We start from the raw sequence: 23,262 nt of genomic DNA on the forward strand, positions 1-23,262 counted from the left end.
GATTCTCCTCTCCAGGCTCTTCCTTACGCTTTTCTTCTTACAGCAACCAATACAACACTGCCGATTACGACAACAATCAGGACAATCGGAATCCAATTGCGAACACTCGAAAGATCTGTCCAATCCTTTTTCCCTGTATTCTCCGTTTCTGTCGCGCTTTCTGTGAAGTGTCCCACCTCAAGGCTAGACATATCGAATTCTTCTTTTAAAGAATCGAGAATTTCCTTTTTGCTGGCCTTGAACTTTTCCATATCGGATTTTTTTTCTCCGACTCCGAATAGTCCAGGGTTTCCTAATGATTCTAATGCCTTATCAAAATTTTCGCGGATGTTTTTATCCATTGCCGCGTCATTTGACTGAACTTTAGGCGAGATAGCTTCATATGTTGCAAATCCTTTTGCAAGGAGTTTCTTGCTCGTATCATACTCACTGAAATTTTTCTCTATGCTTTCAAGTCTTCTTGCTACATTCAAGACAAGCAACTTTTCCATATTTTCCAACGCAGCTTTTTTGTCTTTATCCTCCAGGTTCTTCATGATCACTTTTCCTGGTTCTTTTCCCATATGCATGTCGATTTCTTCTTTAACCGTTTCAAATACCGACACAGCTTCATCATAATTAGGAGGGTTTTCATTTAGTTTCAGTATCATTGCTTTATATACTTCCGCAAGCTTTTCCTCATTCGGATCTCCATATGAGTAAGCAGATGCTTCATTAGGAAGCATGTTAATGAGAATGAATATCATTGATAAACAAAAAATAAACGCTTTCTTCATTCTTTTCCCTCCTACGCTTCAAACATAATGATAATGATTATCATTTCTGTTGTCAACGGTCAATTGATTAGAATTTCTTTTTCAAGCCTCTTTATATGAAATTTCTTTGTCATCTCTATTATTTTGTTGGAAACTCTTGATTTTCTTTACAGGCCGCCTCATCTCTTTCCATACTGCAGGAAGTACATTGGACATATATTTGCGAAAAGTGATAAATGAGGTGCCAGTGCTCCTGACTTTATAGCGGATAGGGACTTCTATTACTTTAAAACCTTTCCGCACAAGGTTTAACGTCAAAACCTGGGCATAATTATAATCATGAATGATTTCAGCGTGCTTCAACGCATTCCTGGAAAACGCTCTCATCCCTGATTGGCCATCATAAAGCCACTTTTTCAGCAGAATTGCCTGAAGCAGCGTAAACAAATAGTTCCCGAATCTTCGATGCAATCTCATCCCTTTAATGGTTCCCATGAATCTTGAACCCATAGTGTAATCCGCTTCTCCTTGAAGGATTGGCTTAACAAGTTCGGGAATCTGTTCGGCAGGATATTCTCCATCCGCATCAATCATGACCCCAATGTCTGCCCCTCGACAATAGCATTCCTCGAGCCCTTTTCTTACTGCAGCACCAAGTCCCATATTGACCGGCATACTGACTGTTCCATCTGCCCCGGCTGCTTTTGCTGTTTTGATAGTATTATCAGTGGATCCGTCATCAATGACGATCACTTCCACTGTTTTTGCGCCATCAAAGCTCCGAGGGACGTTACGGATAACGTCCGCAATGGAGTCCTCTTCATTAAAGGCTGGCAGGAAAACGATGATTTTCTGTGGTTTCAATTTCCTTCTCTTCTTTCTTATCGATAATTGCCTCTGTCAATACTCTTCCCCTGCTGTGACTTGGATAGGGAGCCCCTAGTAAATAGGCAATGGTCGGTGCAAGAGATACAAGGCTCTGTTTTTCCTGTATTTTCTTTCCTTTTTCAATTGCTGGTCCGTGCATAAAAAATGGAACATAACGCTCTCCTTCATCCAAGTGCCCATGTCCTCCGATTCCATCAGCTTGTCCATGGTCTGCACAAATAATGAGCGTTGTATCATCCATCTTTTCTTCTATTTCTAAATGCTCGACAAACTGCTCAATCAGCTTATCTGCTTCCTCAATCTTCTGGATATACTCATCATACAGCACACCTCTGCTGTGCCCTGTTTGATCGGTAGCTATCATTTGGATGACCATTAATTCCGGATCCTGCTCTTTCATAATCCTGCGGGCATGTTCCATGATGACAGGGTCAGCTTTATCATTATGCATTACAGCTGTAAAGGTATCCACATCATCCCCCATGGAATCCACCAAATGGGCCACCGCTAAAAGCCTGCCTTTCTTGCCGACTTTCCTAAGAGAATCAAAAATACTTTCCACTCTCATACCAGTCTTCCAAACCATATTCGATTTGATTCCATGTTCAAACGAATAGGTTCCAGAGAACATGGAAGTAAAGCAGACAACAGTTCGAGCCGGATACACGGTCTCCATATTTAAATATTCCGTGCCATTTTCCTTCAGTTTATCCAAAAACGGAGTATTAGCCTCATAAAACCTTTCTTTTCGCATACCATCTACTACAATAACTACAACCCTGTTTGATATTCCTTTAGGAGAGATCTTTGGTCCATTTGTAAACTCTTTATAAGGAATCGGCTTCCAATCAAATAAAAAATGATGAAGAATGAGGGTAAATACCAATAACCCGACGTAGAAATAGCCGATTTCCATCAATGGAAGGTGATCCCCAGACTGATGATTCTGGAATACCATGTTCCAGACTGAAAGAATTAACATGACTTTTGGCAGTTGCTCCTGCGCATTTCCGCTGGTCGAATCACTGTTTTTTAACACTAACTTCCAAAATCTTGTGAAGTTCAGCCACGAGGTTCCAATTCTCAAGTGGTAGTATAGTGTTCCCCAAAAAAACACAGTAAAAAAGAAATATAGACATACTGCGAAAAGCAGCAACGGTAAATTAGTATTTTGCCATAGGAAAGTAAAGGCAACTAAAGGCAACCAGAGATAATTTCTTAAAAACAGCGGAAAATCATACAAATAAAAAATGACAAGCAACGGGACTATCACTAGAAAAGCAATTCCAAAGGACACTGCCTCCTGTCGGTTGAAAAGACTGTCAAAATTAAACAAGATAAGGGTTCCAGTGATAAATATTGGGGTAAAAGGTTTGCCTTCATTTAGCAGGTTCCAGCATCTGGCTGCTATTTTTTCAAATTTTGAAGCGCTTTTCACGGTTCTCTCCCCCTTCTTTCATCCATTTTTTTAGTGTAGGTATGCTTACGGGAAAATTGGCAATCACATACGCTCCAGCTGCGAATGAAAACAAGAATTTTAGCGAATGCGTAATGATTGCAGCAGAATAAGCGGTACTAGGACCGCTTCCTGAAATAGTCAAGGCAAATACCATTACCGCTTCATATGTCCCAATCCCGCCGGGTGTTGCCTGAAAAACTTGTCCTGCAACTGTCACACTGTTGACCCATACAGCTTCTGGGACCGTTATCGATGCCCCTATGACTTCCATGATCCCGAAGATCATGGAAGATTCCAATAGCCAGCTGATAAGAATAAGCATAAGTATATTCCATCCATTCCTTCCCGAAAGTGCAGCTTTCACCATCTGCCACTGTCGATCTAAAGCTTTGACATATTTCTTTCCAACTGTCATAACAGCAAAGAAAGCAGTTGATAACAGAACGAATGGTAAAATCTTATACGGTATATCAAAAAGAATAAGACCTGCTAGAGAAAAAGCGGATAGAAAAAGCATATCTGTAACCCTGAGAAATATTACTGAATTCAAAATTTCCCCTGCAGCAATGTCTTTTTCCCTAACTCCCATGACTCCTGCTCTTGCAATATCACCAATTTTAAACGGAAGCAAATGATTCAAAAGAAGACTGTAGAAGATGCCAGCCATGCAGCTGGAGAGCGTTGGCTTATTTCTCAAGTAAATTTTCCAGGCATATCCGCGGGCGATAAATGCAGCAAAATATAGCATCATTAATCCGAGCAGAAAGAAGGGATTGTCCGCTGCCTTTAATACATTGCTCCATATTTCTTTCCAATCGCCGTAAAGCCATGAAATAAGTATAAACATAGAGAATAGAAGAATGGAGACAAAGACTTTCGGGAGTTTTTTACAGGTAATCTGCATATTCTTCAGACCAGCGTACTGTCCTTCTAATTCCTGTAGCAAAAACAACATCATACCGGTGCAGGGAATCTACGATTGTAACATCATATTTTTCTTTCATTAGCCTTCTCGCAACATGACTGCCAATGAAGCCAGCCCCTCCTGTCAATAATATCTTCATCGTCTCCCCCTCATTATTTCTTCCTGGACAGTAGCATTTTACCATAGTGATGAAAATTAGCAAAAGCCGCGCAAGGGCGGCTTTTCCTATTATTTCGTCAGCTCCGCTAGGGTGCCGGTCACTTTTTTACCATGTTCCATTGCTTCTTTTTCTTTATTGTCAGAGATAGAAGTGTAGAATCTTTCCGCCCCATTCAAAGCTTCTTCTGCCTTTTCTTCTCCAAGCTTTTCATTCATTTCCATTTGAAGAGCCTTCAGGAACATGTTCCCTTCCATCGCCTCCACCTTGGCTTCTAATTTTTCTCCGCCTTTCAAAGCTTCCGGTGCCTTTTTGTAGTAGCCATTGATTTTACCCGCAATAGCTTTGTTGAAAAGTTCATTCACTTTTTCACCTTTAATAGTGGAAGGATCTGTTTCATTCAATGTGAATAGCTTATTTAATTCCAAAGCGGCTGCTTCATCTCCTCCGCCAAGCGATTCTTTAATTGCTTGCAAGAAGCCCCAGCCTTCCGCTTGCATAATGGAAAGTTCATTCTTATCTCCGCCTTCCTTTACCGCAGCTTCAATTTTTTCGCCATAGGATTTTGCTGCTAGATAGTAACTGCGATAAACGGACTTATCCGTTACTTGCATGTATACTTGGAAGTCTTCCGCTTTTTCTGACTCTAGCGCTTCTTTTTGTGCCGTAATGCCAGACTGAATATTCTCAGCGACGCTATTTTCACCTGTCAATTCATAGTAATTGTCCCTTTTTTCTGCAGTTGGGATAAATACCTTTTCAGCCAGATGCTGAACTTGGATAAAAGCAGTTTCTGCATCTTCCTTATTGCCCTGGCTCAAAGCTTCAGCTGCTGCTTTTTGAAGGGTTTTTTGGCTCTGGTAGAAATAGGATTGCGTTGTCTTATCGATCAACTGTGCCGCAATAGCGCTTTCCATTTCTCCTGACTTTCCTCCCTCGATGGAAGCTTGAATGGCTTGGTCAAAATCACTGCTGATTTCCGTCACATCTTTTTGGAGTCCTTCTCTGTATTCCTTCTCAATCAAGCTCCAATCAGTCTTTTCTCCTTCTTTCGCTTTTTCAAGCTCTGCTTTAATATTCTCAAATGATGCAAACTGTTTTGCAGCATCTGTATCTTCAACTTTTACTTCCTTTTGCTCCTTCTTAACTGGTTCTTCCTGCTTCTTTTCTTCTGGCTTTTCCGCCTTATCCTCGCCACCGCCGCAGCCTGCTAGAACAGCACTTGCCATTAAAAATCCTGCAAATATTTTTTTCAGTTCCCTTTTCTTCATGATGATGCTCCTCCTGTATGGTTCGCGATTTATTTGATGATAATAATTTTCATTTACAATCTGAATTATAAGAGAGAATGATTATCAGTGTCAATCATATTTTGAAAACAAATAAAAATTCCGGATCTGCAAAGGATCCGGAATTTTATTCTCGATTCTTATAGGTGCTTTTTCAGCAGCTCTGCTAGCGCTTCTTTTGGCTGGAAACCGACAACTTTATCGACAGTTTCGCCATCTTTTAATACGAGAAGAGTAGGGATACTCATGATGCCAAACTTGCCGGCACTCTCTTGATTCTCATCAACATCTACCTTAACGATTTTTACTTTGTCACCCATTTCAGTATCAAGCTCTTCTAATACTGGGGCGATCATTTTACAAGGGCCACACCATGGCGCCCAAAAATCAACAAGCACAAGGCCTGAACCTGTTTCTGTTTCGAAAGACTGATCAGTTGCGTGTGTAATAGCCATTTATATGCCTCCTAAATTAGATTCTCAAATACTAACGACAGTATAGCACCCTTTAGGGGACGATGCTAATTATTTGTTTCCGTATGTAATCTACCCTTTTTTCAATCTATTTATTCCAATAAAATAAGCGGACAATATTCTGTCCGCCTCTGGGTAACTAAGAATGAATTTTTAATTTTTTAAATTCCTCTGTCAGCATCGGTACTACTTCAAAAAGGTCACCAACAATGCCATAATCCGCTACTTTGAAAATATTAGCCTCTGGGTCTTTGTTAATCGCCACGATCACTTTCGAGTTAGACATCCCTGCAAGATGCTGGATGGCCCCCGAAATGCCACAGGCAATATACAGGTCAGGAGTGACGACTTTTCCTGTCTGACCTATTTGAAGGGAGTAATCGCAGTACTCTGCATCACATGCCCCACGTGAAGCACCAACAGCACCACCAAGTATATCCGCAAGTTTTTTCAGTGGTTCGAAGCCTTCCTCGCTTTTTACACCACGACCGCCAGCAATGACAACTTTGGCCTCAGAAAGATCCACCCCTTCGGAAGCTTTCCGTACAACATCCTGAATAATAGTTCTAAGATCCTTAATTTCAACGCTTACGGATGAAACTTCACCTGTTCTGCTGTCATCCTTTTGGAGAGGTGCTATATTGTTTGGTCTTATGGTTGCAAAAACAAGGCCATCTGTTATGATTTTCTTTTCAAACGCCTTGCCGGAATAAATCGGTCTTGTGAATACAAGGTTACCTCCCGCTGCTTCTAGGTTCGTTGCGTCCGAAATAAGACCGGACCCGAGTTTCCCGGCAATCTTTGGAGAAAGATCCTTTCCTAATGCGGTATGTCCGAAAATCAAACCTTCCGGCTGCTCCGTTTCGATCACTGCAAGAAGCGCTTGTGAGAATCCGTCAGGAGTGTATTGCTCAAGTTTTTCATCTTCCACAACTACCACTCTGTCCGCTCCATATTGGATCAATTCCTGGCCAAACTCTTTCACATTGTTTCCGATCAGGACGCATACAACCTCTCCACCATCGGATGCTATTTTCGCAGCACCAATTGCTTCAAAGCTGACGTTTCTTAATGCTCCGTCACGCACTTCCCCTAATGTCAACATTTTTCTCGCCATAATTTTTCCCTCCTGTTATTTCATGACCGTATGAAATTAGATTACTTTTGCTTCTGTATGAAGAAGGTTTACAAGCTCTTTGACTTGATCTGACAGGTCGCCTGATAGTACCTTACCCGCTTCTTTCTGTGGAGGCAGATAAACTTCTATCGTTTTTGTCTTAGCTTCGACATCCTCTTCTTCAAGATCCAAATCATCCAGTTCTAATTCCTCAAGAGGCTTTTTCTTCGCCTTCATAATTCCAGGAAGGGACGGATAGCGTGGTTCATTCAATCCCTGCTGAGCTGTAACAAGGACAGGCAGACTTGTCTTGATTACTTCAGAGTCTCCTTCTACATCTCTTGTAACAGTGACAGCGCCTTCATTAATTTCAAGCTTCGTAATCGTTGTTACGTAAGGAATGTCGAGCTGGTCTGCAACACGCGGTCCCACTTGCCCAGAACCACCATCAATTGCAACATTTCCGCCAATGATTAAATCAGCTTCCTTATCTTTCAAGAACTCTGCAAGAATTTTAGAAGTCGAGAACTGATCCCCATCTTCCACATCATCTTCCACATTGATTAGAACTGCTTTGTCCGCACCCATCGCAAGTGCTGTCCTCAATTGCTTTTCAGCCTCTTCTGTTCCAACAGAAACGACCGTTACTTCCCCGCCATGTGTGTCGCGGACTTGGATTGCTTCTTCTACTGCATATTCGTCATAAGGATTGATGATAAATTCCGCTTCGTCCTCATTGATGCGGCCTCCGGAAATAGTAATTTTTTCTTCAGTGTCAAAAGTTCTTTTCAATAAAACGTAGATGTTCATGATTTCCCTCCTAGGAATTCAAACATTTATTTCAGTTCGAAAGATTGAAAATATTTTTGGTAAAAACGAACAGCATTTTTAAAAAAACACTGTTCGCATACCTATTATTTACCTGTAAATACCGGTTGCCGCTTTTCAATAAAAGCCCCGATTCCTTCTTTTGCATCCTCTGAAATAAATACTTGTCCAAAATAATCTGCTTCCTTTTTTACACCTTCATGGAACTGCCCTGTTTTTGCATAACTTAGCAAGTCTATCGCAGCTTTAACGGATACAGGACTTTTCTTGGCAATAGCTCCTGCCATTTTATAAGCATTCTCCATTAGTTCAGCTTCTGGGTATGCGTGGTTTGCGAGTCCGTATTCTACCGCTTGGATCCCAGTCACCGGATCGCTTGTCAGAAGCATTTCCGCAGCCTTTGCGATTCCAACATACCTTGGTAATCTCTGGCTTCCCGCAAACCCTGGAATGAGGCCAAGCTGAAGTTCAGGTAATCCAAGTTTTGCATTTTCAGCAACAAGTCGAATATGGCAAGCCATTGCAAGTTCCAGTCCTCCACCAAGCGCTGCTCCATGAATCGCTGCAACAATTGGTTTGGGAAAGGTTTCCATTCGCTCAAAAACCTTCTGGCCATACTCGGAAAGCTTCGAGAATTCCTCACCAGTTTCGATTGTTGTAAATTCCTTAATGTCAGCTCCGGCAGAGAAAAATTTTCCCTCCCCGTGAATGACTATTGCTCGAACATCACTCGACTTTTCCAGTTCATCCAGCAAAATTGAAAGCTCTTTCAAAAGTCCCGATGATAGAGCATTTGCCGGAGGTCGGGTAATCGTGACTGTTGCCACCGTATTCTCCGTTGTCCACTTCAAAAATTCCAAGTTTCTCCCCCCTTTGTTTTTTCAAGAAACAGGCTGCCGATATCCACAGCCGTTGATCAGCAACTGGTGTATCGGTTTTGCAAGGGACGGAAGGTCGAACTTCTGCTCATTCATTACCCACGAGGTAACAGTCTCGTCAATGGTGCCGAAAATCATCTGCCTTGCAAGCCGGACATCCAACGTGCTGATAAATTCACCTTTTTGGATTCCCTCCAAAATAATTCTGTCAATCAATGTTAGGTAGCCTTTTAGCACCTCATTGATTTTGAATCTGAGGTCTTTGTTCGACTGCCGAAGCTCGATCTGTGTCACAATTGCAAGATGTTTGTCTTCAGACAGCAGAGTTAAATGGGTTTCGACCAACATTAATAACTTCTCCGCCGATGTCGTTTTTCCTGCTATTTTTTCTTCAATTTTTTCAACGAAGTATCCCATTTTTTCCTGAAAGAGGGAGATCAAGATATCTTCCTTATTTTTAAAGTATAAGTATATTGTACCATCCGCAACTCCAGCCTGCTTGGCAATCTTCGATACTTGTGCCTGATGATAACCATTCTCTGCAATCGCAACAACTGCTGCATCAATAATCTGCTTGTATTTCGGCTTGTTTTTCTTCATCATCTTCCCTTTCTCCAGCAGGAAAAACAAGGACAGGAGATCTAAACCTATCCCTGCTTTCATATTTCATTAACAGGTAAATGAATGAATAGTCATTCATATTTTTATGATAATATCCCCTTCGTTTCCTGTCAAGATGAAACGAGGTTCAAGCAGTCCCTTCCCGACCATTGCCGTTTGTTTTCTGTTTCTCCTCCTCGACAAGCGCCCTTCTCAATATTTTCCCGACCGCTGTCTTCGGTAATTCTTCCCGAAATTCATAAAGGCGTGGCACCTTATATCCTGCCAGGCTTTTTCTGGCAAACGCATCCAGTTCTTGCTCTGTATTGAATTGTTTGTGGTATCTCAGGTGGATAATGTTTCAACCAGATTTTTTCTGGCATCTTTTCTCCTCCTTTGAAAATTTAGAAAATTCTATCCGTTGTTACACATTATAATATACGGCCTTCTTGATGACAAATAGTTATCGAAATATTCAAAAGAGAGGACTGCAATCGCAGCCCCCTCTATTAACTATATACAAACACGTATACAAGACCTATTACAATGAAAATACCACAAAGTATGAGCAAAAGCCTGGCTAACTTTTCCAACCGCTATTTCTCCCCTTTATATTCCTGCCCCTATAATAAATGAAAGTCCCAATGAAATGACAAGTGATAAAAGTCCGACAGCTCTGTTATCTTTTTCAATCTCATCATCGATCCTAAAGCTTGGGGTAAGGAACTCAAAAATGAAATAACCTGCAAGCAGCATTACAAATCCAAAAATTCCCCACCCTACCATCGTGATCAGCGAATCGTGCTGATTGATTGATTGGCGGAAAATATTAGCAACCCCAAGTATCTTCCCTCCCGTAGCCATTGCAACAGAGACGTTACCCCTCCTGATTTCTTCCCAATTACGGTATTTGGTCACCAATTCAAAAATTGAAAGGAATACAATCATACATAAGACTGCTACGCTATAATAACCAGCTGTAAGAACGTATTCGTTTTTCCAAAAGGTATTCATGGCCCATTCTCCCCGCGAGCTATTTGAATTCGACGATCGTCACGCCTGTACCGCCTTCTCCCGCTTCTCCAAATCGGATTTTTTTGACAGCGCGGTGGTTCTTCAAGTATTCTTGGACCCCTCTCATAAGTGCCCCTGTGCCTTTTCCATGTATAATGGAAACCCTAGGATATCCCGCAAGAAGACTGTCATCGATATACTTTTCTGTCCGCATGAGCGCTTCTTCGTAACGTTCGCCTCTAAGATCGAGTTCTAGACTGATGTGATGGTCTCTCCCTTTCACTGTAGCTACTGTCCGGGTTTCTTTCTGTTTCGGCGCGGAGACCCATTGAAGATCTTTTTCTTTCACCTTCATTTTTAGGATCCCGATTTGCACTGCCCATTCATTTCCTTGAACCTTTTCAAGCAGGTGACCTTTTTGGCCAAAGCTTGTGACCAATACTTCGTCACCGGGTTTTAAAATGTGCTGATTCTTTTTTGGAGCAGCTTTCTTCTTGATACGGTTCGTTTCAGGAGCAGCTTCCTCTAATCTCTTTCTTGCTGCTATCAATTCATGTTCCTTTACCTCCGCATGCTTTTCCAAACGTAGTTTTCGCAAATCCTTGATGACTTCCTCTGCTTCGCTTTTTGCATCTTCAACGATTTTGGCTGCCTTTTCTCTAGCCTTTTCCATCAGGCTATCCTTCTTATCATGATAGACGATGATTTCCTTGCGCAGATCTTCGCGGAGTTTTTCCGATTCTCTTAAAGTATCATGTGCTTCTTGGAGTTCTTTTTCAGCCAGCCTTTTGCTTTTTTCCAAAGAAGCAATCATGTTCTCCACTTCATTGCTGTCAGCGCTAATATATGTTTTTGCCTTTTCAATGACAGAACTTCCCAGACCAAGCCTCTTTGAAATTTCAAATGCATTGCTCCTGCCGGGCACCCCGATAAGCAGTTTGTAGGTGGGACTCAATGTTGCCACATCGAATTCAACGCTTGCGTTAATAACACCCTCCCTATTATAACCATAAGCCTTCAATTCAGGATAATGGGTCGTTGCGATTACCTTCGAACCACGGCTGTATACTTCATCAAGGATGGCAATGGCAAGGGCGGCTCCTTCTTGAGGATCCGTGCCTGCACCAAGCTCATCAAAAAGCACAAGGCTGTTCTCATCCGCACTTTCTAAAATACCGACAATATTCACCATATGAGATGAAAAAGTACTTAAGCTTTGTTCAATTGATTGTTCATCGCCAATATCTGCAAATACAGATGAAAATACACTGACCTCTGAACCATCCAATGCGGGTATTTGCAAACCAGCCTGTGCCATTAGTGTAATAAGGCCAACTGTTTTAAGCGCTACCGTCTTACCCCCAGTATTTGGTCCCGTGATCACAATAGTCGAATAATTGTCTCCTAGAGTGATATTATTTGGGATTACTTCTTCAATGGGGATAAGTGGATGCCTTGCTTGAATGAGACGGATTTTTCCTGCTGCATTTATAGCAGGTTTAGACGCTTTAATCGTCCTTCCATACCGAGCTTTAGCGAACATGAAGTCTAGCACTGCTAGCACTGTCACAATTTCGAGAAGGTCAGCATCCCACTCAGCTACAAGCAAGCTAAGCTCGATGAGTATCCTTTCGATTTCCTGCTGTTCTTTCACTCGTATTTCCTGGAGTTCATTGTTCAGCTGGACAATTGCTTGTGGTTCAATAAACAATGTTTGCCCGGAAGCACTTTGATCATGGATAATTCCGCCATAATGCGCCCTGTACTCCTGTTTTACAGGTATGACAAAGCGATCGTTCCGAATCGTGACAATTGCGTCGGAAAGCATTTTTTGCGCATTGGAAGACCTAATCATGCTTTCAAGCCTTTCCCTGACCTTCGCTTCCCTTGAACGTAGCTGCTGTCGAAGAGACCTTAAAATATCGCTGGCACTATCTAATACCTCTCCGCCTTCATCTACCGCTTTCCTTATCGCTTCTTCCAAATCCGCTAGGACAGCAATCCTTCCGGCATATTCGTCCAATAGCGGCAGGCTGGTTTCTTCATTCATTTCGTGGATGAATCGTTTTATCATTCTCGCCGCATGAATCGTACTAGCAGTCTGCGTCAGTTCCTGCGGGCTAAGCATACCGCCTATTGCTGCCCTTTTGACATGCGGACGTATATCAAATATTCCCCCTAAAGGAACATTTCCTTTTAACCTCAATACTGTACTAGCTTCGTCTGTTTCCTCTTGGAGCCGGACCACCTCTTGAAAATCAGTAGACGGAACGAGCGCTTCCGCTTTTTCCCTTCCAAGCGGGGATGACACATGACGTAGCAATTCTTCTACAATTTTGTTAAACTCAAGCGTTTTACGCACTCTTTGAAGCACGCAGATACCTCCTTATGCGTGGAAGCTCACTTGCTTCTCCGCCTGTGCAAATAATCATAAAGTTCCTCTAATGGCAAAGCATTTAGTACTGTTTCTCTTTTTATCCAGCCTTTTCTTGCAGCCTTCACACCGATTTCCATATGGGAGAGCATTTCGGTTTTATGTGCATCGGTATTAATCATTATCTTTACACCCGCATCCTGTGCCTTTTTTAAACTCGATGCTGATAAATCAAGTCTATGAGGGTTTGCATTCAGCTCAAGCGCAGTATTTGTTGCCGTTGCAACTGCAATTAGCTTATCTATATCAACAGCATACCCTTCACGTCTTCCAATCAGTCTTCCGGTAGGGTGTGCGATAATATCAACATGAGGATTTTCCATGGCTGCCTGCAATCTTGCCATTATCTTTTCTACTGGCTGTGAAAATGAAGAGTGTATTGATGCTATGACAATGTCTAGCTCGGCAAGGAGACTGTCCTCATAATCGAGCGTCCCATCGGGAAGTATATCCATTTCAATTCCTGCAAGAATGGTGAAATCATCGAACCTCTCATTAATTTTACGGATTTCCTCGATTTGCTTTCTCACTCGGTCAGGGGTCAGGCCGTTGGCAACCTTTAAGTATTGTGAATGATCGGTAATTGCCATATAACGGTATCCTTTTTTTCTGCAGGCATCCGCCATCTCTTCAATAGAATGGGCTCCATCGCTCCACGCTGTGTGCATGTGAAGATCACCCTTAATATCATTTAGGGATACTAGGCCGTAATCCTCGTGGTATTGTTCCACTTCTTTACCATCTTCCCGAAGTTCAGGGGGAATGAATGGAAGGTTGAAATGGTGGTAGAAATCATCTTCACTGTCAAAAGTAGCGATTTCTCCGGTTTCAGTGTTCTCCACACCATATTCGCTTATTTTATCACCGCGCTCTTTTGCAAGCTGGCGCATACGGACGTTATGTTCCTTCGAGCCAGTAAAATGATGGAGCGCTGTTGCAAATTCTTTTTCTTTCACAAGCCGAAAATCAGCATTCACTTCATAATCAAAGTCAAATGTCAGCGATACTTTTGTTTCTCCTGCAGCGATAACTTCTTTAATCCTCGAAAGTTGCAGCAACCCTTGCTTTACCAATTGGGCATCTTCAACTGCAAGGATGTAATCCAAATCCTTGACTGTTTCTTTCATGCGCCTAAGGCTTCCTGCTCTTTCAAATTTTAAGATGCCGGGAAGATTCATCATCTCGTCCTCTAATGAATGTGCTATCCCCAGCATATATGCTATTGGTAATCTTTCCGGTCTCTTTCCAACAGAAGCGATAGCCTCTAGAATTTTCTCTTCCGACTTCTTGCCAAATCCTGATAACTCCCTTACTTTCCCGGATTTGCAGGCTTCTTCAAGGCTATCTCTATTTTCTATTCCAAGCTCCTTATATAGCTTGGCCAATTTCTTACCGCCAAGTCCAGGGACTTTCAGAAGAGGAATCAATCCCTTTGGAACCTCTTCCTGAAGTTCCTTTAATACAGATGATGCACCAGTTTCCATGTATTCTTCAATTACTGCTGCCGTTCCTTTTCCTATGCCAGGAAGTGCTGTCACATTCCCTAATTCAGACAGACTCCGCTCATCTCCTTCAAGCGCTCCAGCAGCTTTCCGGAAGGCCGCCACTTTAAAGGGATTTTCTCCTTTCAGCTCCATATAGACAGCAATTGCCTCAAGTAGGCTGATTACATCTTTTTTATTTGCTTGCATACGCTTTTCCCCCCTTGCATCGTTTCATCAGACGCTTTCTTTAAAACAAAAACTTCTCTTGTCAGAGAAGTCATGCCGAATATTCCAACCAAAGCTCCTTAAGCTGCGATGAAAGCAATGGAGTGTGTTTCACCATGCCCTCAGCAAGGAAAGAATCCTGAAGAGGTACCTGAATGGCTTCAAGCGGTAGCAGTGCCGAGATATATAGCAAAATAAATGCGATTACATAAACCTCTGCAAATCCGAGGATTCCTCCGGCCCAGATGTTCACAGTCTTTACAACTGGAAGGTGAGCGACAAAATCAAGCATCGAACCAATGATTTGAAGAACAATTTTGATGCCAAAGAAAATAATTGCAAAAGCAATTGCCCTGTAAAATCCTTGTTCTACCGCTTCACTTCCTAATACAAGGCCTGCTGCAGGATAACTGTCCGCATTGGGATACGGTATCCAAAGTGTCAGTTTCTCCCCAAGTTTCACACAGTAAAGAGTGGCCACAATAAAAGCCAGAATAAAGCCGGTCATGTGGATAGATTGAAGAACGAATCCCCTCTTAAGACCGATGAGAAAACCGGCAAGCAGCAGAATTAGCAATATGATATCGAGCAATTTTCATCATCCATCCTTTTTGCGGTTGTTTTCAGCTTCTAATTTTTCAGCATAGTCCTTCATTTTTATATAATCATTCACAGCGTTCACAGCAGTCAGAACAGCCAGCTTATTGATATCGAGAGAAGGATTCATCGAGCTGATTTCACGCATTTTATCATCAACCAACGAGGCAATGAGCCTGATATGGCTGGTACTTTCCGCGCCGACTATTGTATACTGTTGTCCATATATATCTACAGTCGTGCGGTTTTTTTTTGTCTCTGACAACATTCATGCCTCCATTCGTAAGAATCCTACTCTATACTATAACATGAACAGAAAGCTCAGGAAAGCAGGACATGCCGCAGATTGGCAGGTTAGTTTGGACCATGGAAGAAGAAGAATGATGGATAAGGGAGGTTTCCAGATGGGAAACACCGTATTGAAAAAAGGTTTGAAGGAAATCAATTCGATGAAGGATTATTATAAGTCTTTCCTAACAGAAAACGTGCCGCCGGGGGCAATATTCTCAGCAAAAACAGCTCTGTGTTCCATAACAGCTTACAAATCCGGAAAGGTACTATTCCAGGGAAAAGGCGGCATGGAGGAAGCTGCAAAATGGGGAAACCCGGAGCCTAGCGGCAGCGAAAATAAATTGCAAAAAAGCGGGACTTCTGCGCTGCCTCCGAATCTTCCTTCCATGTCAGTTATCGGCTCTGATGAAGTGGGTACTGGCGACTATTTCGGACCAATTACCGTTTGCGCAGCGTATGCTAGGAGTTCCGATCTTGCCCTACTTAAGGAACTCGGAGTCCAGGATTCCAAAAACCTGAAAGATGATCGTATCATTGAAATCGCTAAACAGCTTGTTACGTTTTTACCTTATAGCCTTTTAACGCTAAAAAATGAAAAATATAATGAATTGCAAAAGTCAGGTATGTCTCAAGGAAAGATGAAGGGCCTTCTGCATAATCAGGCGATCCAGCATCTACTAAACAAAATTGCCCCCGAAGAGCCGGAAGCCATCCTAATCGACCAATTCGCTCAAAAGGAAGTGTATTATAACTATTTGAAAGGTCAGCCGACTATCGTGCGTGACCGAGTCTACTTCAGCACAAAGGCAGAAGGAATCCACCTTGCGGTTGCTGCTGCTTCCATGATTGCCCGGTATGCTTTTGTTCAGCGCTTTGATGCACTCAGTAAGGAGGCCGGCTTCATTATCCCAAAAGGAGCAGGAGCACAAGTCGACATCGCAGCAGCAAAGCTAATTAAGAGCAAAGGTGCTGAGTGCCTTAATGAGTTTGTCAAATTGCATTTTGCCAACACAGATAAAGCAATGAAGCTTTCGAAAAAATAAAAGAAAAGCGATTTTTTCGAAGCAACTAATAAATCTGCTATGCCGAAAACAAAGCTGTAAGATAGTTTAGAAATAATGAAGGATTTCGCCAACTATTTTTTTATATTTGCGTCACCATGCTGTTGAAGCGGGTGGCGCAAAGACTACTGAAAGAGCGGCATGACAGATGATACCCCTTCATGTCTGACAGCAGCCAGCTCCCCCACACACCCGCGGAAAGCGAAGCTTCTTAAGCGGAGATCAACAGCAACATTTGAGCTTAGGACTTAGTTATGAGCTCAGCATACTAATATCCTCCTCAACCCCTTAAAAATTGCCATTTTTATTGGTTTTTTTGTTAAATGAGGAGCATTTTTGATGATGGAAGACAATTTTTTTAAAAGCTGGCTTCGATAACCGGTTACACACGCAGATTTAGCCTGAATCGAGGTATCGTGTGGGAGGCTATCAACGGTAATCAGCGATTTATCTACGGTAAATGCCAATTTATCTACGGTAATCGGCCGGATATCTACGGTAAACACTAAAATATCTACGGTAGCTTCCATTAACATTAATCCTAGCAACAGTAACAGCGAAAAAAGCCATGCTTCATTCCAAGATGGAAATAAGCGTGGCTTTTTTCGTTTTGCTGTTTCTCTTTTTTATCCTCTTAAATGTGCGCCTGCCTGCTCTTTTACTGCAGCAAGTACCTTTTCATGCGCCTTTGCAATATCTTCATCTGTTAATGTCTTTTCTGGATCATAATACTTTAGAGAGAAGGCAATCGACTTCTTCCCTTCTTCCATACGATCTCCTTCGTAAAGATCGAATACCCCTACATCCTTCAATAGCTTTCCGCCAGCTTCCCGAATGATGCTTTGGAGTTCACCTGATGTTTTATCCTTATCCACTACAAGAGCAATATCCCTAGTTATTGAAGGGAACCTTGGGATAGATGTATAGGCTAACGGCGCTGTTTCTGCTGCGACTAGCTTTTTCAAAGAAAGTTCAAAAACAAATGTTTCTTTTAAATCCATATCCTTTTGGACAACAGGATGGACTTGGCCAACGAAACCGATACTTTCTCCGTCTAGAAGGAGATCAGCTGTTCTGCCAGGATGCAATCCTTCCACTTCCGCAGCCCTGAACTCCATTCTTTCTTCCAAGCCAAGCTTAGCAAATAAACCTTCGAGAATCCCCTTTAAGACATAAAAGTCTACCGGCTTCTTCTCGCCTTGCCATGGGTGACTTTCCCACATTCCAGTTATAGCAGCAGCTAAGTGCTCCCTTTCTTCCGGAAGCTCTGAATCTCCATTCCCTAAAAAGACGGTTCCAGTTTCGTAAACAGCAACGCTTTCGTTCTGCCTTGCATTATTATACTTTAGAACTTCAAGCAGTTGAGGAACAATGCTAAGGCGAAGCATGCTGCGCTCCTCGCTCATTGGCATGGACAGTTCAACTGGTTCCCTTGTTTCAATGGCATATTGCAGCGCCTTTTCTCTGCTTGTCAAGGAGTAGGTCACTGCTTGATACAAGCCTGCACCCTCTAAATAGCTCCTAACAACCCTGCGCTTTTTCTGATATTCAGAAAGCATGCCTGGAGCGAACGGCGCAACCGGCAATGTAGAAGGTAAACGATCGTACCCATAGAGTCGTGCAATTTCCTCAATTAAATCTTCTTCTATGAAAATATCCCCTCTTCGGGATGGAACGCTGACTGTAATAGAGTCGACATCGACACAAGCTCCGAATTGAAGGCGAGAGAAAATGTCCTCTATCTCTGACATTTCTAATTCGGTTCCTAGCACAGCATTAATTTTCCCAAGTGTTGTTGTTACCTTATTCTCTTTTCGCTCAAGATGGTCTGCCACAACGGTACCCGAAAGCACTTCTCCACCCGCAAGCTGCTCCATCAACTCGGCAGCGCGTTCTGCAGCTGCACGCACTCGTTCAGGATCGACACCTTTTTCGTATCGTGCGCTTGCTTCACTCCTTAAAGCGTGGTCTTTCGAAGATTTTCTAATCGCTGCGCCCGTAAAATAAGCTGATTCAATAAGCACGTTGGTAGTATCAGCGCTTACTTCCGTATTTGCACCGCCCATTACGCCTGCAAGGGCAACAGGGTTGGAACCATTTGTGATGACAAGATGTTCTTCTGTCAAATTCCGCTTTACGTTATCAAGCGTTTCAATTGTCTCCCCAGCCTTTGCTCGGCGAACGAGGATCTCCTTGGATTCAAGCTTGTCATAGTCAAATGCATGGAGAGGCTGCCCATACTCTAGAAGAACCAAGTTAGTAATGTCAACGACATTGTTATGTGGACGAATTCCAGCAGCCATTAGCCTTCCTTGAAGCCATAACGGAGAAGGACCAATCTTAACGTTTTTCACAATCTTTGCGGTGTAAAGTGGATTATCGTCCTTTGCTTCTACATTTACTGTAATGTAATCGGATGCATCCTTAGATACTGCTGAAGGTGCTGGCTCAGGAAACTGCACTTCTTTTCCAAGTATCGCCGCTGTCTCATAAGCTACTCCTAGCATACTCATGCAGTCTGCTCTGTTTGGCGTAAGACCCAACTCAAGAATTTCATCATCCCTTCCGAGAAGAGCCATTGCATCTTGACCAACTTCTGTATCAGCAGGGAATACATAAATACCTTCCGCATACTCCTTCGCAATTAGCTTTCCTTCAATGCCAAGTTCCTGCAGAGAGCAAATCATTCCATGGGACGCTTCACCGCGCAGCTTTGCCTTCTTGATTTTGAAATTCCCTGGCAACACTGCTCCAACTGTCGCAACAGCCACTTTTTGTCCTTTGGCAACGTTCGGTGCTCCACAAATAATTTGTACAGGTTCGCCATCACCGAGATCAACTAGCGTTTTATTGAGCTTTTCAGCATTAGGGTGCTTTTCGCACTCGAGAACATGGCCGACTACTACTCCGCTTACACCTGCATTTAATTTATCAACACTTTCGACTTCAATCCCGCTCTTTGTAATTCTTTCTCCAAGTTCTTCCGCAGAAACACCGTTCAGATCGACATATTCCTGCAGCCATTTATAAGATACCAGCATGGTTATATTTCCTCCTAGCTATATTCAGTTATTGAGAATTGTTTTAAGAAACGAATATCATTTGTATAAAAATGGCGGATATCATCAATTCCGTATTTCAACATGGCAATTCTCTCCGCACCGATTCCAAAAGCGAAACCCGTATATTTCTTTGAATCATATCCCGCCATCTCCAAGACATTCGGGTGAACCATCCCTGCACCCAAAACCTCAATCCAGCCAGTCTGTTTACAGACGCTGCATCCTTTTCCATGGCAGATTTTGCAGGAGATATCCATTTCAACGGAAGGCTCTGTAAATGGAAAGAAACTTGGACGCAACCGAATTTCTCTATCATCGCCAAAAATCTTTTTAGCAAGTACCTGCAATGATCCCTTTAAATCACTCATAGTCACATGCTCATCGACAACAAGACCTTCGATTTGCATGAATTGATGCGAATGGGTCGCGTCATCATTATCACGCCTATATACTTTTCCAGGACAAATAATTTTGACTGGTCCCTTCCCTGCATTTTTTTCCATAGTTCTTGCCTGTACAGGGGAAGTATGTGTTCTCATTAATGTTTCTGCGCTAATATAGAAGGAATCTTGCATGTCCCTTGCAGGGTGGCCCTTTGGAAGGTTCAATGCTTCAAAATTGTAATAATCATTTTCTACTTCAGGACCTTCCGCAACCGTATATCCCATGCCGATGAATAGATCTTCGATTTCTTCTACCACTTTAGTCAATGGATGCTGCCCGCCACTCGGGACTGGTCTTCCAGGAAGCGTGACATCGATTGTTTCAGAAGCTAGTTTTTGGGCTACCGCAATCTCTTCCAGCTCTTTTTGCCTTTCCTCAATCTTAGTGGAGATGCTGTCCCGAACTTCGTTTGCGAGTGCGCCCATTGCAGGCCTCTCTTCGGCGGACAGTTTCCCCATTCCCTTAAGTACTTCTGTTATCGGGCCTTTCTTCCCTAAAAACGCAACCCTGATATCATTTAATTCTTTCAGATCGGCAGCGCCAGCAACTTTCTCAATGGCCTCTGCCTGCAGTTCCTTCAAACGTTCCTGCATGTTTTCATCCTCCTTTTGCAATTAAAAAAATCACCGCCAGGATGGCGGAAAGCACAAAAAGACCCCATCCCTGTGAAAGGGACGAGGTCTTGGTTCGCGGTACCACCCTTTTTAACATACAGCAGTCCTGTATGTCGCTTCATTGGGATAACGGCATGTGCCGGGGCATCTTTACATTCTAGTGAATGGTCCCGATGCCAACTCGGGAGGTGAACTTCGCTTGGCGTTGCCAGGTTATGCTTTCAGTCAAAGGCATATCCTCCCTAGTTGGCCGCTTTCCAAACTACTCTTCTCCGTCAGTGTTTTTAGCAATGATATTTTGCAGTTAATTATAGTATACTCTTACCTTAATTTCAAACGGTATTCGAAAAAACATATTACTTTGGCAATTTCAAGTAATAGAGCAGGATTCCGGCGGCAACCGCTACATTAAGCGACTCGCTGCTGCCTAAAATCGGAATGTAAAGGTTTCGATCCGTTTTTGAAAGCAATTCTTTGTCCACACCTTTTCCTTCGTTACCGACGATAAGGGCAAACTTTTTGCCAAGCTCTACTTCATTGTATGGCTGGCCATTCTCCAGTGCTGTTCCATACACAGGAATACCCCACTCACTTAGCCTATTAATTGTTTGCGCTAAGTTTTCGGAAATGACAGGCAAATGAAAAGTGCTTCCTTGGGCAGACCGCAGCACCTTTGGATTGTATATATCCACGCTTCCAGTACCGACGATGACCGCATCCACACCTGCAGCATCTGCTGTCCGAATCATTGTCCCAAGATTTCCGGGATCTTGCACCGCATCGACAAGCAAAAAAGTGCTGCCGGACACTTCACTCGCTTTTGGTATTTCACAAACAGCAAAAATACCTTGGGTTGTTTCTGTTTCAGCAAGCATTTCAGCAATTTCTCCTGTCACTGTATAAACGGGGACAGAACCAAAATCTAAATTAGGCGGCATTTCGGTAGTTTCGCTTATCATAATCTCTTGAACGGCAGCATTTCCTTTTACTGCTTCTTCGACAAGATGAAATCCTTCTATTAAAAAGGCGCCTGACGTTTCCCGCCCTTTTCTTGATAAAAGCTTTTTCCACTGTTTTACTTTGGGATTCTTTACAGAGGTAATGTATTTCATTTGGGGACACTCCTTTTTGACTGGCAGACCTCGTTCGATTTCCCTATTATATCGCAAAAAGCTTACATAAAAAAACATAATATGTCCAAGCTAATAGTATTAACATTCTGGGAAGGAGATTAGCAAATGAATCTTAATTTACGCAATGCAGTTATCCATAATGTAACAGGCAATACGCAGGAAGAACTGAAGAGCACCATTGTAGACGCAATCGAAACAGGTGAAGAAAAAATGCTTCCAGGTCTTGGTGTGCTGTTCGAAGTAATCTGGCAAAATGCCTCCGCTTCAGAGCAAGAGGAAATGCTCCACTTGCTAGAAAGCGGACTTCCGAAATAGTCTAACATGGGGCTGCCCACAAAAGTGATACTCTTGTGGGCAGCCCCTTCTTGTTTTTTTCCTCCTAGTAAAAAAAGCTTGCGGAAATAACATTCCCGCAAGCAGACTAAAAGTTTCTATTCTCGGTTTTTATTCGTAAGTGATTTTATCAACTGTTTCCTTATCCATTCGTTTGATGACCTCGGTAATTAGCTTTACCGCATTTTCGTAATCATCACGGTGAAGCATCGCAGCATGTGAATGAATATAGCGAGTTGCAATCGTAATAGATAGAGAAGGAACTCCAGCATGAGTTGTATGAATTGCTCCCGAGTCTGTTCCTCCACCAGCAATCGAATCAAACTGATATGGGATGTTGAGTTCATCGGCAATACCCGTAACAAAATCACGAAGTCCTTTATGGGACACCATGCTTGCATCATAAAGGATGATTTGTGGACCATGTCCCATCTTGCTTTGCGCTTCTTTTTCAGTAATTCCTGGAGTATCCCCAGCAATACCTACATCCACTCCAAAAGCAATATCTGGTTGGATCAATTGAGCAGATGTCTTAGCTCCACGCAAACCTACTTCCTCTTGGACTGTACCAACACCGTATACCTCGTTCGGATGCGATTCACTCTTCAGCTGTTTCAGTACATCAATGGCAATTGCACAGCCAATTCTGTTATCCCAGGCTTTAGCAAGCAGCATTTTTTCATTGTTCATGACAGTGAATTCGAAATACGGCACAACCATGTCTCCTGGTCGCACGCCCCATTCATTTGCTTCTGCACGGCTACTTGCCCCAATATCAATGAACATGTCTTTGATATCAACGGGCTTTTTGCGTACTTCCGCTGGCAGGATATGAGGTGGTTTGGAACCAATCACACCTGTTATATCTCCTTTGTCGGTTACGATGGTGACACGCTGCGCCAACATTACTTGGCCCCACCAGCCTCCAACAGTCTGAAAACGAATGAAGCCTTTTTCATCAATGGCAGTAACCATAAATCCAACTTCATCTAAATGGCCAGCAACCATGATTTTAGGACCACCAGGCGTGCCTGTTTTTTTCGCAATTAAGCTTCCAAGTCCATCTGTTGAGACTTCATCGGAGAAAGGTTCTATGTATTTCTTCATGACATCTCTTACTTGACGTTCGTTGCCCGGGATTCCATTGGCATCTGTTAAGTCTTTCAGCATCGTTAATGTTTCATCATATTTCGCCATTGTT

General features: G+C 42.7%; 22 protein-coding genes, 2 pseudogenes and 1 other annotated feature. Of the genes and pseudogenes, 2 read left to right on the plus strand and 22 right to left on the minus strand.

Going from position 1 to position 23,262, the window contains the following annotated elements:
* Positions 1-23 precede the first annotated feature (23 nt).
* The 17 genes and pseudogenes from BQ5796_RS11185 to zapA form a co-directional block, all read right to left on the minus strand.
* Positions 24-776, minus strand: a complete 753-nt coding sequence (locus BQ5796_RS11185) for a hypothetical protein (protein ID WP_071460312.1) — start codon at positions 774-776, stop codon at positions 24-26.
* An 81-nt stretch (positions 777-857) separates the two neighbouring features.
* On the minus strand, positions 858-1,619 hold the full coding sequence (locus BQ5796_RS11190; RefSeq protein ID WP_071460313.1) for a glycosyltransferase family 2 protein: 762 nt from the start codon (positions 1,617-1,619) through the stop codon (positions 858-860).
* Positions 1,579-3,081, minus strand: coding sequence for an alkaline phosphatase family protein (locus BQ5796_RS11195; RefSeq protein ID WP_071460314.1), 1,503 nt, complete (start codon positions 3,079-3,081; stop codon positions 1,579-1,581). The genes BQ5796_RS11190 and BQ5796_RS11195 overlap by 41 nt, the downstream gene beginning before the upstream one ends.
* Positions 3,059-4,006: a lysylphosphatidylglycerol synthase transmembrane domain-containing protein gene (locus tag BQ5796_RS11200; RefSeq protein WP_071460315.1), complete on the minus strand. Its 948-nt coding sequence runs from the start codon at positions 4,004-4,006 to the stop codon at positions 3,059-3,061. The genes BQ5796_RS11195 and BQ5796_RS11200 overlap by 23 nt, the downstream gene beginning before the upstream one ends.
* Before the next feature lie 55 nt (positions 4,007-4,061).
* A pseudogene (locus BQ5796_RS18755) lies at positions 4,062-4,166 on the minus strand (NAD-dependent epimerase/dehydratase family protein); the annotation flags it as partial.
* A gap of 89 nt (positions 4,167-4,255) precedes the next feature.
* A complete protein-coding gene (locus BQ5796_RS11205; protein WP_071460316.1) occupies positions 4,256-5,455 on the minus strand; it encodes a hypothetical protein in 1,200 nt (399 codons plus the stop codon).
* A 158-nt stretch (positions 5,456-5,613) separates the two neighbouring features.
* Positions 5,614-5,928, minus strand: coding sequence for a thioredoxin (gene trxA, locus BQ5796_RS11210; RefSeq protein ID WP_071460317.1), 315 nt, complete (start codon positions 5,926-5,928; stop codon positions 5,614-5,616).
* 157 nt (positions 5,929-6,085) lie between these two features.
* Positions 6,086-7,063, minus strand: a complete 978-nt coding sequence (locus tag BQ5796_RS11215) for an electron transfer flavoprotein subunit alpha/FixB family protein (protein ID WP_071460318.1) — start codon at positions 7,061-7,063, stop codon at positions 6,086-6,088.
* 36 nt (positions 7,064-7,099) lie between these two features.
* Positions 7,100-7,873, minus strand: coding sequence for an electron transfer flavoprotein subunit beta/FixA family protein (locus BQ5796_RS11220; RefSeq protein WP_071460319.1), 774 nt, complete (start codon positions 7,871-7,873; stop codon positions 7,100-7,102).
* Between the two features lie 104 nt (positions 7,874-7,977).
* On the minus strand, positions 7,978-8,751 hold the full coding sequence (locus BQ5796_RS11225) for an enoyl-CoA hydratase (protein WP_071460320.1): 774 nt from the start codon (positions 8,749-8,751) through the stop codon (positions 7,978-7,980).
* A 21-nt stretch (positions 8,752-8,772) separates the two neighbouring features.
* A complete protein-coding gene (gene fadR, locus BQ5796_RS11230) occupies positions 8,773-9,369 on the minus strand; it encodes a fatty acid metabolism transcriptional regulator FadR (RefSeq protein ID WP_071461271.1) in 597 nt (198 codons plus the stop codon).
* Positions 9,370-9,517: 148 nt separating this feature from the next.
* Positions 9,518-9,694, minus strand: a pseudogene (locus BQ5796_RS17825) (AMP-binding enzyme); the annotation flags it as partial.
* A gap of 284 nt (positions 9,695-9,978) precedes the next feature.
* Positions 9,979-10,383 (minus strand): DUF350 domain-containing protein, encoded by a 405-nt coding sequence (locus BQ5796_RS11235; protein WP_071460321.1) that lies wholly within the window; start codon positions 10,381-10,383, stop codon positions 9,979-9,981.
* A gap of 19 nt (positions 10,384-10,402) precedes the next feature.
* Positions 10,403-12,757: an endonuclease MutS2 gene (locus BQ5796_RS11240; RefSeq protein ID WP_071460322.1), complete on the minus strand. Its 2,355-nt coding sequence runs from the start codon at positions 12,755-12,757 to the stop codon at positions 10,403-10,405.
* A 26-nt stretch (positions 12,758-12,783) separates the two neighbouring features.
* Complete coding sequence (polX, locus tag BQ5796_RS11245; protein ID WP_071460323.1) at positions 12,784-14,508, minus strand: DNA polymerase/3'-5' exonuclease PolX; 1,725 nt, start codon at positions 14,506-14,508, stop codon at positions 12,784-12,786.
* 70 nt (positions 14,509-14,578) lie between these two features.
* A complete protein-coding gene (locus BQ5796_RS11250) occupies positions 14,579-15,118 on the minus strand; it encodes a CvpA family protein (RefSeq protein ID WP_071460324.1) in 540 nt (179 codons plus the stop codon).
* Positions 15,119-15,124: 6 nt separating this feature from the next.
* A complete protein-coding gene (zapA, locus tag BQ5796_RS11255) occupies positions 15,125-15,388 on the minus strand; it encodes a cell division protein ZapA (RefSeq protein ID WP_071461272.1) in 264 nt (87 codons plus the stop codon).
* 139 nt (positions 15,389-15,527) lie between these two features.
* Between zapA and rnhC the strand changes: the two genes are divergently transcribed.
* Positions 15,528-16,457: a ribonuclease HIII gene (gene rnhC, locus BQ5796_RS11260; protein WP_071460325.1), complete on the plus strand. Its 930-nt coding sequence runs from the start codon at positions 15,528-15,530 to the stop codon at positions 16,455-16,457.
* A gap of 278 nt (positions 16,458-16,735) precedes the next feature.
* On the opposite strand, the gene BQ5796_RS11265 is transcribed toward rnhC, so the two are convergent.
* The 4 genes from BQ5796_RS11265 to BQ5796_RS11280 form a co-directional block, all read right to left on the minus strand.
* Positions 16,736-17,005: a hypothetical protein gene (locus BQ5796_RS11265; protein ID WP_071460326.1), complete on the minus strand. Its 270-nt coding sequence runs from the start codon at positions 17,003-17,005 to the stop codon at positions 16,736-16,738.
* Positions 17,006-17,101: 96 nt separating this feature from the next.
* Positions 17,102-19,516, minus strand: coding sequence for a phenylalanine--tRNA ligase subunit beta (gene pheT, locus BQ5796_RS11270; RefSeq protein WP_071460327.1), 2,415 nt, complete (start codon positions 19,514-19,516; stop codon positions 17,102-17,104).
* Between the two features lie 14 nt (positions 19,517-19,530).
* Entirely contained in the window at positions 19,531-20,574 is a 1,044-nt protein-coding gene (pheS, locus tag BQ5796_RS11275; RefSeq protein WP_071460328.1) for a phenylalanine--tRNA ligase subunit alpha, read from the minus strand.
* Positions 20,575-20,648: 74 nt separating this feature from the next.
* Positions 20,649-20,883, minus strand: a binding site (T-box leader).
* 68 nt (positions 20,884-20,951) lie between these two features.
* Complete coding sequence (locus BQ5796_RS11280) at positions 20,952-21,707, minus strand: TrmH family RNA methyltransferase (RefSeq protein ID WP_071460329.1); 756 nt, start codon at positions 21,705-21,707, stop codon at positions 20,952-20,954.
* 126 nt (positions 21,708-21,833) lie between these two features.
* Here BQ5796_RS11280 and sspI point away from each other — a divergent pair, with 126 nt between their 5' ends.
* The gene (gene sspI / locus BQ5796_RS11285; protein ID WP_071460330.1) at positions 21,834-22,043 is read left to right on the plus strand and encodes a small acid-soluble spore protein SspI; all 210 of its coding nucleotides are present in this window, start codon (positions 21,834-21,836) and stop codon (positions 22,041-22,043) included.
* Positions 22,044-22,172: 129 nt separating this feature from the next.
* Here sspI and BQ5796_RS11290 read toward each other — a convergent pair whose 3' ends face one another.
* Positions 22,173-23,258: a M42 family metallopeptidase gene (locus BQ5796_RS11290; RefSeq protein ID WP_071460331.1), complete on the minus strand. Its 1,086-nt coding sequence runs from the start codon at positions 23,256-23,258 to the stop codon at positions 22,173-22,175.
* Positions 23,259-23,262: the final 4 nt, after the last annotated feature.

This window comes from Bacillus massilinigeriensis (assembly GCF_900111815.1).
Taxonomy (GTDB): Bacteria; Bacillota; Bacilli; order Bacillales; family Cytobacillaceae; genus Mesobacillus_C; species Mesobacillus_C mediterraneensis.